The following is a 14,118-nucleotide window of genomic DNA, read 5'->3' on the forward strand; positions in this document are numbered from 1 at the left end:
CCTTCGCGCGCCGTGCGACCGCGGTCAACTGCCGGCTTGCCGTCGGCGCGTCGAGGGCCTATACACGGCGGGCGAGTACCCGCCCATGATCATGACTCCCGACCTCATCGCGCTCGGTTTCCAGGCCCTGCTGACGCTCACCCTCTCGTTCGTTCACGTGGGGTTGTGGCGGCAGGGCTGGGGGCGTTTCCACGCCACCTGGGCGGCCGCGTGGCTGCTCTACGCGTTGCGCCTGGTGTTCATCTCGGCGTTCCTCGTGCAGCGCCACGAGGGGTGGTTGTTCGCGCATCAGGTCACCACGGCACTCACCGCACTCGCGCTGCTGTGGGCGACGCTGCAGCTCGCACAGGACGCGCGCTGGCGTCGCCGATACCTGTGGTTCGGCGTCGCCGCGGTCGCGTGGTCGGCGTTCTCGGTGTTCCAGCTCCACAACATGGCGGTGGCCGGGATCTCCGGCGCGGTGCTGTTGTCGGTCGTCACGCTGTGGACGGCGATCGTGTTCTTCCGTCGCCACCGTCGCCGTCCCTCGGGCGGCGCGCTCACGCTCGCGTTCACTTTCGCGATCTGGTCGCTGCATCACCTCGACTACCCGATCCTGCGCGGGCAGGGCAACGCGGTGCTCTACGGAGTGTTCGCCGATGTGCTGCTGATCGTGGCCGCCGCAGTCGGGGCGCTCGCGCTGGCACTGGGCGAGGGCCGGCGTTCGCTCGAAGAGCGTACGGTGCGACTCGAGCAGCTCACCCGCCTGCTGCTCCGCGCCCAGGAGGACGAGCGCCGCCGCATCGCGCGCGAGCTGCACGACTCGGTGGGCCAGGCGCTCACCACGGTCAAGATCGAGCTGGACCTCGAAGGACGGCGCGAAGCGAGTGCGCTGGTCGCGGGCGCGCTGCAGCAGGTGCGCAACGTGAGCGATCTGCTGCGGCCGCCGGCACTCGACGACCTCGGTCTCGAAGCCGCACTCGAGTCCATGGTGCGCGAGATGCAGGCGCGCAGTGGCCTGAGCGTGACGCTCGAGCTGGCGCCCGGAGCGCTCGAATCCGCGGAGCCGGTGCAGGTCGTCGTCTATCGCATCGTGCAGGAGGCGCTCACGAACGTGGTGCGCCACGCGCAGGCCGGGAGTGCTCAGGTGCGTCTGGTCGCCGCGCGCGGTGGCATCGCGCTCGAGATCACCGATGACGGGCAGGGCACCGGCGCCGATCCGGTGCCGCATCTGGGGTTGCTCGGCATGCGCGAACGGGTGACGGATCTGGGCGGTCGCCTCGAGGTGACGAGCGAGCCCGGGAAGGGATTCCGGATCGAGGCGTGGCTCCCGGCCACGGCGCGCCCGTGAGCGAATCCCACGAAGCGCCGCTCACCACGCGGGCCACGCCGATCCGCGTCCTGCTCGTCGACGATCAACCGCTGCTGCGCGCCGGCGTGCGGCGCGTCCTCGAGGCCGAACCGGACTTGCGCGTGGTGGGCGAGGCGGGTCACGGCGAGGAGGCGCTGGTGCGCATCGCCGAGCACGATCCGGAACTCGTGGTGCTGGATCTGAACATGCCGGGCATGGACGGCTTCGCGGTGCTGCGCGAACTGCGCGCGCGGGGTGCGGCGCAGCGGGTTCTGGTGCTGTCGCTCCATTCGGATCCCGCCTACGTTTCGCGTGCGGTGCGCGAAGGTGCGGACGGGTATCTGCTCAAGGACACCGCGGTGCAGGAACTGCCGCGCGCGATCCGAGCGGTGATGGCGGGCTCGGGTTTCTACAGCCCGGGCGCTCAGTTCGCGCTCGGCGAGGCGATGCGCGCGACCGAGAAGCCGGCTCTCGCTCGCCTCACGCGCCGCGAGATCGAAGTGCTGGTCGCGATTGCAGAAGGCAAGCCCTCCAAGGCAATTGCGTACGAGCTCGGAATCGGGCTGCGGACCATCGAGACCCATCGTGCAAATCTCATGCGGAAGCTGGAACTCCATTCGGTGGCGGAACTCACGCGGTTTGCGATCGCCAACGGACTGATTCCGCCTCCGTAGCACTACTGAAGCCCGGCATCCGGGTAGCTGCGCATGGCCGGAACGGCATGGCGCTCGCTAGGTTACAGCGCGCCATGACCCATCCGATCGCACTCGCTCTCGCCCTGTTTGCACATCCGCTCGCGGCCCCCGCCGACAGCGCGAGTGCGGTTGCGGATTCGCTCGTCACGGCGGACTCGCTGGCAGTGTGGTCGTCGGCACTGATTCCCGCGCCGCGTCGCATGACCGACTCGATCACGGTGCTGCCGCCGGTGCGAGTCGTGGCCGATCGTGCGGCGCGCGACGCGCGCTCGACCACGACACAGCTGCGATTCACCCGCGGCCAGATCGCGCGCTTCCTGCCCGCGACCGCCGCAGAAGCGCTGCTCTCGGCGCCTGGTGTCGACCTGATCCGCACCGGCGCGTGGTCGTCGCAGATCGCGGTGCGCGGCATGGCGGGCGAACGCGTGCTGGTGACGGTCGACGGTGTGCGTCTCTCGAGCGGTCGCGGCCATAGCGCGCAGACCTCGCTGGTCGCGGTCGACCGCCTCGACGCGATCGAGATGTCGCCGGGCTCGGCCGGCGCCGCATTCGGTTCGGACGCGATCGGAGGCGTGGTCAACCTGGTCACGCAGCGCGAGCTGTTCGCCGAGGCGCCGACACTCGGCGCAACGCTGTCGGCGCGCGCCACCACGCCCGGCAGCGACGCGGGTGGCAATGCGCGGCTGCGGTTTCGCGGGCCGCGCTTCGGTGCGGAGATCAGCGGCGGACTCGCGAGCCTCGAAGCGCTGGTCACGCCGAGCGGTGCGCTCGCGAACAGCGGCAGCCGCGATGAGGATCTGCTGGGCCGGATGGGTGCGCGGCTCGGGCTCGTGACCCTCGACCTGGAGCACAGTCATCACGCGGCGAGCGACGTCGGCATTCCCGCCTTCGGCGACGCGAACGGCTCGCGCGCGAGCTACCCGCTTCAGGCGCGCGAGGCGACTCGGTTCGAGCTCAAGCGGCCCGGCGACGAGCGCTGGTTCCCGAGCGTCGCGCTGCTGCTCTCGAAGCAGCGCTTCCGCACCGACTTCGACGAAGTCACGGTCGGCTACGACTCGCTGCGCGGTCGCCGCATCGCAACTCGCACGAGCGACGCCTACGACCGCATTCGAACCGATGCGCAGAGCGCGCGTCAGGAATTGCGCTTCGGGCCGCGGGGCGCCGTGCGAGTGGCCGGTGAGTGGCGCTTCGAGGCCTCGAAGGGACCGCGAACCACCACGCAGGACGCCGTCAACGCGTCGGGCGTCGCCTCGCCGACCGTGATCACGACCGGCAACAGCATGCCTGAAGCGTGGCGCCAGGCGTGGGCGCTCGGGGCCTCGACGAGTGCCGAACGCGGGTCGCTGCGCGGCGAAGCCGGCCTTCGCTACGACCATCACCGCACGCACTCGGATGAATTTCCGATTCCCGAAGACCCCGGCAACGTCCGCCGAGAGATCGACGCGCGCGACCGGCGCTGGAGTGCCGAGGCCGGGCTCGCGCGACCGATCGGCATGTGGGAGCCCTACGTTCACGTCGCGAGCGGCTTTCGCGTGCCGAGCCTCGAGGAGCGCTTCTTCAACAGCGACATCCATGGCGGCATGCACGTGTTCGGAAACGACACGCTGCGCGCGGAACGATCGGGAACCGGAGAAGTCGGTGTGCGACTGACCGGCGATCGCGGCGCATTGCGCGTGTCGGCCTATCGCTCCGACGTGCACGACCTGATTGCGCTCGTCTATCAGGATCTGGTGTTCGGGCGTCCGACGTTCGTCTACAAAAACGTCGAGCGCGCGCGTCTGGAAGGCCTCGAACTCACCGCGCGCTGGAACACGCGTCGCGCGCTGCTGGCGGTTCAGGCCGCGGTGCCGCGCGGCGAAGACCTCGACAACGGACGGCGACTCACCGACATCGGCGAGTCGCGGGTGACCCTCGACGTGGGAGTCCCGTTGGCGGCGCGCTGGTTCCCGCTCGGCATGCTGTCGCTGCGCGGTCGCTGGACCGACGCCGTGCCGGTGGACGATCGCTCCTCGGACGGCGAGCGCCAGGCGCTGCCGCGGCCCGCGTCGTGGACGTTCGCGGCCGAAGCCGCGGCAACCGTTGCCAACACCCGCATCACGCTCGCCGTTCGCAATCTGCTCGACCACACCTACCGCGAGCCGCTCGGCTTCATCGAGGAACCCGGCCGCACCGTGACGCTCGCGGTGCGCAGGGATCTCGAGCTGCCGTGGCGCGACCGTTCCGGAGTCACTCCTTGATGCGACGCCTGTCACCCTTCGTGCTGCTGGTGCTGCTCACCGCGGCGCCCGCAATCGCGCGCGAGTCCGCCAATCCACGCGGACGCGTGGTGCGCGACATCGTGACCGGCATGACGGTCTCCGACGCCGCGCGAAGGTCGGCGCAGGGAGCACCGCTCGCGTCGAGCGCCACGCCCGCGAGCGTCACGGTTTCGCCGGTGCCTCTGCCGGCCGGTGCGATCGTGCTCGACTCGACCTGGTACGACCTGCAGGACATGGGCTCACTCGGTGCACGCATCGTGATCGGCGCCGACGGGCGCGTGTACGTCACCTATCAGAAGGATTACTGCGAGCTCGGTGGCGGGTGCCCGCCCAACCTCGGCTCACCGCAGCCCTATCCGAACCGCGCGATGGGCTACGCGGTGCGCACCGCCGGCCTGTGGGATCACCGCGGCAAGGTGCAGGACCCGGATCTGTGGGGCTGCTGCCTGACCGAGAAGCTCGGCGGTCATGGCTCGATCGCGCTGGCACCCGATGGCCGCGTCGCGATCTCTCAGCACATGAACGAAGAAGGTTGTGACCTGCGCGGCATCTTCTACCTGCAGGACGCGGTCGGGGCGACGACCTACACGGGGGAACTCACGCCCATCATCTCGCCGAGTTACCTGTTCCCCCAGGTCGTCGCCACGACCGACGGTTCGTTCACGGTGTTCGGTGAAGTGCCGAAGGGCGGGCAGTACGACGAGGTGAACGACTTCCGCATCAGTCACCTCGCGTCACCCGGCGCCACGTTCGGGTGTCCGGTCGGCTGGCAGATGGGCGCATGGACCGCGGTCGCGCCGCCGGCGCTGTTCCGCGACGGCAAGCCCGCGTTCCCGAGCATGGCGGCCGCGAGCGATGGTCGCGTCGGCATCGCAGTCGGCGACTTCGGCGGCAACCTCTACCTGATCGAGTCGAGCGACGGCACGTTCGCGCCCGCCACCGTGCGCACCCGGCCGATCACCGCCTACTCGGACGCTCAGGTGACCGCGACCGACTCGACCTCGACGCAATTCCGCCCCTATATCCACTGCCATCTCGCCTACAACGACACCACGCCGAACGTGGTGTGGAGCGAGCTTCAGGCGCGCAGGAGCGGCGCGAACGTCGTGTACTTCGACCACCGCAGCCGCATCCTGCACTGGGACTCGCAGCGCGGCATCGAAGTGGTGAAGCAGGTCGCGGCGGGAGAAGCGGATCGCTACGACGACCTCGACAACGGCCTCAACGGCCCGCTGTCGGGCTTCAATACGATCTCGGTCGACTGGCCGCAGGTCGGCTTCTCGGCCGATGGTCGCGAGACCTACGTGGCGTGGCAGCGCTACGCCGACACGCAAGTGGATGCAACCGCTGACGCAGGGCTCCCGGGGATCGTGACCGGCATCGGTTTCGGCGACATCTGCATCAGCGTCGCGCGAACCGGCGAGTCCTGGTCGGCGGCGCAGAATCTCACCAACACACCCGCGACCGACGAGCGCTTTTTTTCGCTCGCCGCACGCAACTCGAATGGTCGCGCTCAGCTGGTGTTCCAGGCGCCCGCCACCGATCAGGCCGGCGTCACCGTGATCGGCGATCGCGGCGCGACACCCGGCAATCTGCTGCGACGCATCGCGTATCTCGAGGCGCCACTCACCGCGAGCGTGGTGGGTGTGCCGCCCGCAGCGGTGCCGTCGATCGCGACGATTCGCGTGAGCCCCAATCCGACGCATGGCGCGGTCGCGTTCGCGCTGCCGCGGGCGGGGGGCGCGAACGACTGGCTCGAGGTGATCGGCGTCGACGGCCGCGCGGTCGCGCGCCTCGCGACTGGCGCCGCGAGTGCGCTGCGCTGGGACGGCCGTGACGCATCCGGCCACCCGGTCGCGGCCGGCATCTACTTCGCGCGACTCGCTTCGGACCCATCGGTGCGAGCCACGCGCTTCACGTTGTTGAGATGAGCTCGGAGGTGCGCGGCGTTCCGTCGCCCGTTGCGCGCCCGCGGTTCCCCAGGACGACGATTCGATTTCGATTCCGGAGGAGTCTCATGCGTCTTGCTCGTGCATCTGTGATGACCCTGATGATTTCCGTGGCGCTCGCCGCATCGGCGCACGCCGCCACGTTCGCCGAACATGTCACCGGTGGCGTCCTCGACCTGGTGTGGGTGCCCGGCTTTGGTATCAGCAACACCATGCAGCCGCTGACGCTCGCACCGTCGAATCCCGCGTATGCGAATCCGTCGGGCGATCACACCGTCGCGGTCGCGACCAACTCGTCGGTGCCGGACTCCGGCGGCGTGATCCTGACCGCGACCGACCCAATGGGACTCGTCGACTACACGTGGGAAGGCTGGTTCTTCACCGGCGACGGCAACACGCGCCGCGGCCTTGTGCTGCGCGCCGATCCGTCGAACGGCTTCGGCACCTGCTACCAGTTCGTGATCCAGTCCGGCCTGTTCCAGATCAACTTCCGCAAGCTCGTGAACAGCGCGCCGACGACGCTCGGGACCTGGTTCGCGAACACGCTGCCGGGCGGTGTGCCGACCGTCAATACGTGGCATCACATGAAGGTGATCGCGCTCGGCGACAGCTTCCGCTGCTTCTTCGACGGCGCCGAGCTGACCACCGTGCCGATCGTCGACAACTCGATTCCGACCGGCTGGGTCGGCGCGTATAACTTCCGCTTCGATCTGGGCGGCGTGCCCGTCTACTTCGACGACCTCACGCTCACCGGCGACGGTCCGACGCCCGCGCGACACGCGACGTGGGGGAACGTCAAGAGCCGCTGGCGGTAGGCCTCAGGTCTTCAGCGTGCCCACCGCGTCGCCGCTCGTCATCCGAGCCCCGGATAACGCCCGAGGTAGATCAGGACGAAAGCGACGGTGTTCGAGACGCCGTGCGCCACGATCGGCACCACCAGGTTGCGCCCGCTGGTCAGGAACAGAACCCCCAGCAGGAATCCGCTCAGCCCCTCCTGCACCCAGCCCGAGACACCCTGCTCGGTATGGCCCCAGCCGAACAGAACGCTGGACAGCAGCAGGCTCACCCACCAGGCCGCGCGACTCTCGCCGAAGAGTCGCGCGAGCCGCTTCATGAGAAAGCCGCGAAAGCAGATCTCCTCGCCGAACGCCGCCAGCGTCCAGGACAGCGCCAGAAACAGCAGAAGCATCGGCAGGTTGCCGCGAATCTCGCGCAGCTCCGAGTAGTCCGGTTGGACGCCGAACAGTCCGCTGATCCACGGCGTGGTCACGAGCACGGCCAGCGCTTCGAGCGCCACACCGGCAACGATGCCGATCGCGATCATGCGGCCGAGGTGCTCGGGCCGCTGGAATCCGATGCTCGCCCACGGCTCCCGGCCGACTCGCAGAGCGACCCACACCAGCGGTAGCAGGACGATCGTCTGTGTGAGCGGCACCAGACCGACGGCATCGGCGACGACCACCAGCACGAATACGATGACTTCGAGCACGGAGCGGATCATCCTCGTCAACCCTCCGGCCCGGCCTGCGAGCGCCACCGGCGCGCGAGCGGGCCTCGAATCGCTAGCGAGCCGAGTCGGCCGGTATCACGAACTCGATGCCGTGCCTCGGTGCGGCTTCGTTGCCAGCCCGAACGAACGTCACCAGCTGCTCCGTGACGCCCTTCCCGACATTGCGGAAACGGTGCACGGTTCCACGCGGAACGACTCGTCATCGCTCGAGTGCTGCGGAGAGTCGCGTAACAATTGCATCCACGGCACTGGCTTCGACCGAGTCAATGCCCGAACAGCACTCCTGTGATCGCGACGTAGGCCTTCACGCCTGTGCCTCCGCTCGCAGGGCGCGGCCGGCGCATCGCTGCGTCACAGCTGCTTGATCCATTGCTTGAGGATCGCCAGAAACGCGACTCGCTTCGCCTGGATGTCCTTCGCGTCTGCGAACGTGGCCACGCAACGATCCTTGGCCGCCCACTTCAGCAGTCCGTTCGGGTCGTCGATCTTGGGATCCGCGAGCCCGGCGCGCACCTTGGCTCCGCGATGGAGCACCACCTGCACGCCGGCCTTCGACCGCAGATTGAAAGTCGCGAAATGATCGTCGATCCCAAAGCTCGGTGCGTTCCACCTGATGCTCTCGTGGATGCGCTTGTCGGCGCTCACGATGATCGCGCGAATCGCTTCGATGTCCGGCTTGTGCGGGTGCTCGAGCGCGGCGAGGAACGCCGTGACTTCGTTCACGGCCCGATCAGCCCCATGTTGGTGCCTGAGGGATCGGTGAAGTATCCGAAACACCCGAGGCCGGGAACGCTCATGGCTTCCGCGGTCTTCTTGCCGCCCGCGGCCTCGACTTCGATCAGGCTCGCCGCGACGTCGGTCGAATAGATGTAGGCCACTGCGGGCAATGCCGGCGTGTGCGACTGGAAGACTCCGCCGATCCCGGCGCCGGGATCGAACCCCATGAACTGCGGCATGGTCTCGATCGAGCCCCAGCCGAACGCATCGCCGAAGAACCTGGCGGCGGCCGATCCATCGCCGGCGTACATCTCGAGCGAGCAAATCGCCCCGGCGGGGGGCTTGGGGTTCGCGCCGAACGGCATCGGGATGTGGGGTGAGCCCGTGGGGGAGACCGTGTCGGTCAATCCATAGAGGCTCTCGGCTGGTGACTTGAAGCGTGCGAGCTTGCCGACCATCGGAACGGACCACGGTCCACGGTCGATCGCAGCGCCGGCGTTCACGGCACGCTTCAGGGCCGCATCGACGTCGGGAACTCCGATGTAGGGCACCACCCCCGGAAATCCCGCGTCGACATTCGAGCGCAGCGCGGCCGCCGGGCCCGCGGGTGTGATCACCCCGATCAGCTCCGCCGACATCTTCTGCAACTGCCAGCCGAAAACCCTGGAGTAGAACGCACTCGAAGCGGCGAGGTCGTTCGCAGAAATGCTGACGAGCACGATGGGGTGCTCTCCACTCCCCTTGGGAATCGCGGGCATCTCGGGAGACATGCGTTTTCCTCCTATGCGTTTGGCGCCTGAGTCGCTAACGGCGCCGACCACCGGCCTTCGCCCGCTTCGCAGTCGTTCTCTTTCCGCCACCCACTTCCGCATCCGCCTTCCGCGCCGCTTCGAGCAATGCGCGTGGCACCGAGACCTCCATGGCGAGCAGCGCATGCGAAAGCGTCTTGCCCTGCGGGTCGAGCCTCAGCGACACCGTGCCGCCGCCGCCCAGTGATTCGCCCAGCAGAAAGTTGAGAGCCCACAGGTTCGGCACGTCGTGGCGCTCGACCTTGCCCATGCAGATGCCCTTGAAACGCTTCTTCACGACCGCAGCGGTCAGCGTGCGCACCAGCCACGGGTAGACTTCGGCCGCGCGCGCGATCACGCCGATGTTCGCCATGTCACCCTTGTCGCCGCTGCGCGCGTGCGCGAGTTCGGCGAGCTTCACCGTGACGCGCTTGACGCTCCCGCGCGCGGTCGGCCACGACTCGCGCGGGAGCGTCGCCGGTTTCTGCGCGGCGACCAGGGGCGTGGGCCACTCGAGCTCGCGCTGTTCGTCGCGCGTGACCAGCGTGGCTTTCACTCGATCGCGCGGCACCAGTGCCGGCCAGTACGCCATCACTTCCTGCGCCTGCGGGCGGCCGCCGGTCACCGCGACGCCGGGAGGGCCCGACAGAATCACGGCCGGCAGCATCTTCGAGAACTTCTCGATCTTGCCCTTGTCGCGATCGCGTACGGACAGGCGCAGCAGCAACTCGGGTGGATCGACCGGCGGTGCCAGCGGCCCCCAGCACGCCGAGTGTCCGACCAGCTCGGTGTGCGTGGCTTCGAACTTCTCGCCGACGCGCTTCCAGAACAGCTCGGCGAACGCGTGCGCCTTGGCGACCGCGTCGGGTCCCGAAAGGATCAGCATGCCGGTTGCCTTCAAGCCATCGAAGTAGCTGGCGCTCACCTTGAGAGACGGCGGCGCCGGGCGGCCCTTGACGCCCCACACGCGCACGCGATCGCGGCCCGCGGGCTCGAGTCGCGCGGTCGCGAAGTCCGCGACCACGTCGGGCGTGATGTACGAGCGCGGGTCGCCCATCTCGTAGACCAGCTGCTCGCGCACCGTGCGCACCGTGACCGCGCCGCCGGTGCCGCTGTGCTTGGTCACGATGAACGAGCCGTCGGAGTAGACCTCGAGCACCGGGTAGCCGATGGTTTCGAAGTGCTTGATGGTGCGCCAGTCGGTGTAATTGCCGCCGGTGCTCTGAGCACCGCACTCCACGATGTGTCCCGCCACGATGCCGGCGGCGAGGCGATCCCAGTCGTCCGCCGCCCAGCCGAATGCGTGGATCATGGGGGCGAGCGTGATGCCGGTGTCGGTGCAGCGGCCCGTGACCACGATCTGCGCACCGCTCTTCAATGCCTCGACCACCGGCCACGCGCCGTAGTACGCGTTCGCCGACGAGATGCGCTCGCGCACCGCGGCGAACGCGGCGCCGTCTTCCATGTTGTCGAGCGTGATGCCGGCGGCATTCAGCTCGCCGAGGCGCTCCATCAGGTCGTCGCCGACCACCGCCGCGACCTCGAAGCTGTGGCCGTGCTGCTTGATCAGCTCGAGCAGCGCGCCGCGGCAGGCGAGCGGGTTGACCCCGCCTGCGTTCGTGATCACGCGCGTGCCGTTCTTGGCGAGCAGCGGGAGCGATTCGCGCACCTGCGTGACGAAGTCGCGCGCGTAGCCGGTACGATGATCGCGGGCGCGCTGCTTCTGCATGATGGACATCGTGATCTCGGCCAGGAAGTCGAGCGTGATCACGTCCACCGGGCCGAGTTCGAGCTGGCGCTTGAACTGGCCAAGGTCGTCGCCCCAGTAACCGCCGGCATTCGCGATGCGGATCAGATCGGGCATGAGGAACTCCGGGTCTCGCGTAGAAACGGTGCGCGAAGGTAGCACAGGGGCGAGACGCTCGCGTTGATCGCGCCTGTGCATCGAGGGATACTGCCGCCCACCTCGGACGCCCTCGTCGTGACGCCCCTCGGAGCATCGACACCGTGGAGAACCAGCTCAGTTTGAAGTCCGTCGCTCCCGCCGTGTGGCCCAGCGCGATCGTGCGAGAGAGGCCCGCCACGCCAGTGGTTGGCGGGGCGACCGAACCGCGGCTGCTCGATCGCGTGCGCGCGGCGATTCGCGTGCGGCACTACAGCCGCCGCACCGAGGAGGCGTACGTCGGATGGATCCGACGCTTCATCTTGTTTCACGGCAAGCGACACCCGGACGGCATGGCGGCGGATGAGATCACGCGATTCCTGAGCCACCTGGCCGTGGAGAACAAGGTCAGCGCCTCGACGCAAAACCAGGCGATGAGCGCGCTGCTGTTTCTCTACCGCGATGTGCTCGGACGCGAACTGCCCTGGATGGACGAGATCGTGCGCGCCCGGCGCCCCGCGCGACTTCCGGTGGTGCTGGCGCGCGGCGAAGTGGCGGTGTTGTTGCGTGAGCTGCAGGGCGTGGAGCGGCTAATGGCCTCGCTGCTCTACGGGGCAGGCCTGCGGCTGCTCGAGTGCTGTCGGCTGCGGGTGAAAGACGTCGAGTTCAGCCGCGGTGAGTTGCTGGTGCGCGAGGGCAAGGGCGGCAAGGATCGCGTGACGTTGCTGCCCTCGAGGCTGCGCCAGCCGCTCCAGGCACATCTCGCGGGCGTGAGCGACCAACATGGCCGTGATCTACAGCGGGCGCTGGGCAGCGTGGAACTGCCCGAAGCCCTGGAGCGCAAATACCCAGCCGCCGCGTTCGAGTGGGGCTGGCAGTGGGTATTTCCGGCCACGCGCTACTACCTGGATCCCGCGAGCGGCCGCCGACGCCGGCATCACCTGCACGAGACGGTGCTCCAGCGTGCCGTGCGCGAGGCGGCGAGGCGTGCGCGGATCCCGCGCCCCGTGTCGTGCCACGCGCTGCGACACTCGTTCGCGACGCATCTGCTGGAAGACGGCTACGACATTCGGACGATCCAGGAGTTGCTCGGACACCGTGATGTGAGCACGAGGATGATCTACACCCACGTGCTCAACCGAGGTGGGCGAGGCGTACGTAGCCCACTGGATGGGGTGGCGTGAGGCAGAGGCCTCACGACCGGGACCGAGATGGACGGGTCTGTGTATCTGGATGAACTGCTGAGTCGAGAGGAGCCCAGGCTGCTGAGGCACACGATCGAGCGGAACTCCCGTCTGACATCGACTCGCGCTATCGGGGCGGTGACGCGCGGGGTATCCACATATCCTGACCTGTCTACTTCGAGTTAGGCGTCACGGTGCCGTTACACGAGAATCGAACGACAACCACAAAGGAGAACTCGCGATGAAGACAATGACCTGCAAAGAGCTGGGCGGAGCGTGCGACTTGGAGTTTCACGCAAACACCTTCGAAGAGATGGCTCAGATGAGCCAAGACCACGGCAAGGAGATGTTTCAGAACGGCGACAAGCCACATCTACAGGCCATGGGCGAAATGAGAAACCTCATGCAATCTGCGGACGGAATGGCCAAGTGGATGGAGGGCAAACGGAAAGAGTTTGAAGCCAAGGCCGACAACAAATGACGCCTAACAATCGGTTGCAGCGGACGGTCCGCTGCGCGGCCCGCCGCTGAACCGAAGCGTTAGGCAGCAGGGGAGTCGATGGACGTTCGCGAAAGCTACGACTCGGCGGCGGCGGCGTACGCTGAACACCTCTCGGACGAGCTCGCGCGCAAGCCACTCGACCGGCATCTCCTGAATCGGTTTGCGGAAGAGACTCGTGGCCGCGGTCTCGTCGCCGATCTCGGCTGTGGGCCTGGCCATGTTGCCCGGTATCTGAGCCAACAAGGCGTCACGATCTTTGGGATCGACTTTTCCGCGAAGATGGTCGCGGTGGCCCAGAGCCTGCATCCCGATCTCGACTTTCGTGTCGAAGACATGAGGCGCCTCAGCGCGAGCGACGCAAGTCTCGCCGGAGTGGTTCTGTTTTATTCCATCGTGCACTTCGACTTGACCGAACTCCCACGAGTCTTTCGGGAAGTGCGACGAGTCCTCGTGCCTGGTGGCTTGGCGCTTGTCTCTTTTCATATTGGTGAAGACGTTGTTCATCGGGACGAACTATTCGGCGCTCAGGTCTCGCTGGACTTTCGGTGTCACACCCCCGAGAACATCGTCGAGGCTCTCCGGTCGGCCAATTTCGCGGTCATCGAGCAGATTCATCGCGAACCATATGACGGAGCCGAGTATCCTAGCCGCAGGTGCTACCTTGTCGCCCAAGCTGCCTAACAACAGCATGCAGCGGACGGCGCCGCGCGCCGCCGCTGATGCCGAGCGTTGGGCAGCAGCGCGACTACCGAGGTCACTCGCACGGTGCCGTAGGCCGAGCCAATGAAACAGCATCTCGCACTGGCCGCGCTCGTCGTTCGAGACTATGACGAAGCGATCGCGTTCTACACGAAGGCCCTCGGCTTCGATCTGATCGAGGACACCTTCCTCCCCGATGAGGGCAAGCGGTGGGTGGTCATTGCTCCGCCCGGGGGTGCCGGAGCGAAGCTCTTGCTCGCGCGTGCTATGGGCGAGCACCAAGAGTCTCGAGTCGGCGACCAGACAGGGGGTCGAGTCGGGTTCTTCCTCTACACCGACGACTTCTGGCGCGACTACCGAAAGTATCAAGAGCATGGCGTCGTCTTTGTCCGTGAACCAAAGGTCGCGAACTACGGCACGGTCGCGGTGTTCCGTGATCTTTACGGGAACCTCTGGGATCTGCTCGAACCTCGAACTTAGCCCGACCTATTCATGAACGCGCGGGTTCGGCAGCGTGATCGCCGCCACCGAGGCGCTCGTCACCACGAGAAGATGCTGCGAGCGGCGTGGAGCTGGCTGCCGGACCGCGCCACGCGGTGTCGGA

13 protein-coding genes are annotated in these 14,118 nt (G+C 67.5%); 9 read left to right on the forward strand and 4 right to left on the reverse strand.

From position 1 onward, the window contains the following. The first annotated feature begins 85 nt into the window (after positions 1-85). The 5 genes from HOP12_10940 to HOP12_10960 all read left to right on the forward strand — a co-directional run bounded on the left by HOP12_10940 (position 86) and on the right by HOP12_10960 (position 7,047). Positions 86-1,330 carry a sensor histidine kinase gene (locus HOP12_10940; protein NOT34669.1) on the forward strand — a complete coding sequence of 415 codons (1,245 nt, stop codon included), beginning with the start codon at positions 86-88 and terminating at the stop codon, positions 1,328-1,330. Between the two features lie 41 nt (positions 1,331-1,371). Then, complete coding sequence (locus tag HOP12_10945; protein NOT34670.1) at positions 1,372-2,004, forward strand: response regulator transcription factor; 633 nt, start codon at positions 1,372-1,374, stop codon at positions 2,002-2,004. A 74-nt stretch (positions 2,005-2,078) separates the two neighbouring features. After that, positions 2,079-4,262 carry a TonB-dependent receptor gene (locus tag HOP12_10950; protein ID NOT34671.1) on the forward strand — a complete coding sequence of 728 codons (2,184 nt, stop codon included), beginning with the start codon at positions 2,079-2,081 and terminating at the stop codon, positions 4,260-4,262. Beyond that, positions 4,259-6,214 carry a hypothetical protein gene (locus HOP12_10955; GenBank protein ID NOT34672.1) on the forward strand — a complete coding sequence of 652 codons (1,956 nt, stop codon included), beginning with the start codon at positions 4,259-4,261 and terminating at the stop codon, positions 6,212-6,214. Before HOP12_10950 ends, HOP12_10955 begins: the two co-directional genes overlap by 4 nt. 86 nt (positions 6,215-6,300) lie before the next feature. Beyond that, positions 6,301-7,047 (forward strand): hypothetical protein, encoded by a 747-nt coding sequence (locus HOP12_10960; GenBank protein ID NOT34673.1) that lies wholly within the window; start codon positions 6,301-6,303, stop codon positions 7,045-7,047. A gap of 38 nt (positions 7,048-7,085) precedes the next feature. Here HOP12_10960 and HOP12_10965 read toward each other — a convergent pair whose 3' ends face one another. The 4 genes from HOP12_10965 to HOP12_10980 all read right to left on the reverse strand — a co-directional run bounded on the left by HOP12_10965 (position 7,086) and on the right by HOP12_10980 (position 11,111). Further along, positions 7,086-7,733, reverse strand: coding sequence for a CPBP family intramembrane metalloprotease (locus HOP12_10965; GenBank protein ID NOT34674.1), 648 nt, complete (start codon positions 7,731-7,733; stop codon positions 7,086-7,088). A gap of 360 nt (positions 7,734-8,093) precedes the next feature. Further along, complete coding sequence (locus HOP12_10970; GenBank protein ID NOT34675.1) at positions 8,094-8,465, reverse strand: DUF1801 domain-containing protein; 372 nt, start codon at positions 8,463-8,465, stop codon at positions 8,094-8,096. After that, positions 8,462-9,229, reverse strand: coding sequence for a hypothetical protein (locus HOP12_10975; GenBank protein NOT34676.1), 768 nt, complete (start codon positions 9,227-9,229; stop codon positions 8,462-8,464). The genes HOP12_10970 and HOP12_10975 overlap by 4 nt, the downstream gene beginning before the upstream one ends. Positions 9,230-9,263: 34 nt before the next feature. After that, entirely contained in the window at positions 9,264-11,111 is a 1,848-nt protein-coding gene (locus tag HOP12_10980) for a DUF1446 domain-containing protein (GenBank protein ID NOT34677.1), read from the reverse strand. Between the two features lie 251 nt (positions 11,112-11,362). On the opposite strand from HOP12_10980, the gene HOP12_10985 reads away from it, so the two are divergent. The 4 genes from HOP12_10985 to HOP12_11000 all read left to right on the forward strand — a co-directional run bounded on the left by HOP12_10985 (position 11,363) and on the right by HOP12_11000 (position 13,994). Continuing rightward, positions 11,363-12,313 carry an integron integrase gene (locus tag HOP12_10985; protein NOT34678.1) on the forward strand — a complete coding sequence of 317 codons (951 nt, stop codon included), beginning with the start codon at positions 11,363-11,365 and terminating at the stop codon, positions 12,311-12,313. Between the two features lie 241 nt (positions 12,314-12,554). Next, complete coding sequence (locus HOP12_10990) at positions 12,555-12,794, forward strand: DUF1059 domain-containing protein (protein ID NOT34679.1); 240 nt, start codon at positions 12,555-12,557, stop codon at positions 12,792-12,794. 78 nt (positions 12,795-12,872) lie between these two features. Next, positions 12,873-13,496: a class I SAM-dependent methyltransferase gene (locus HOP12_10995; GenBank protein NOT34680.1), complete on the forward strand. Its 624-nt coding sequence runs from the start codon at positions 12,873-12,875 to the stop codon at positions 13,494-13,496. 102 nt (positions 13,497-13,598) lie between these two features. Beyond that, positions 13,599-13,994: a VOC family protein gene (locus tag HOP12_11000; protein NOT34681.1), complete on the forward strand. Its 396-nt coding sequence runs from the start codon at positions 13,599-13,601 to the stop codon at positions 13,992-13,994. Positions 13,995-14,118: the final 124 nt, after the last annotated feature.

It is taken from the genome of Candidatus Eisenbacteria bacterium (genome assembly GCA_013140805.1).
Taxonomy (GTDB): domain Bacteria; phylum Eisenbacteria; class RBG-16-71-46; order RBG-16-71-46; family RBG-16-71-46; genus JABFRW01.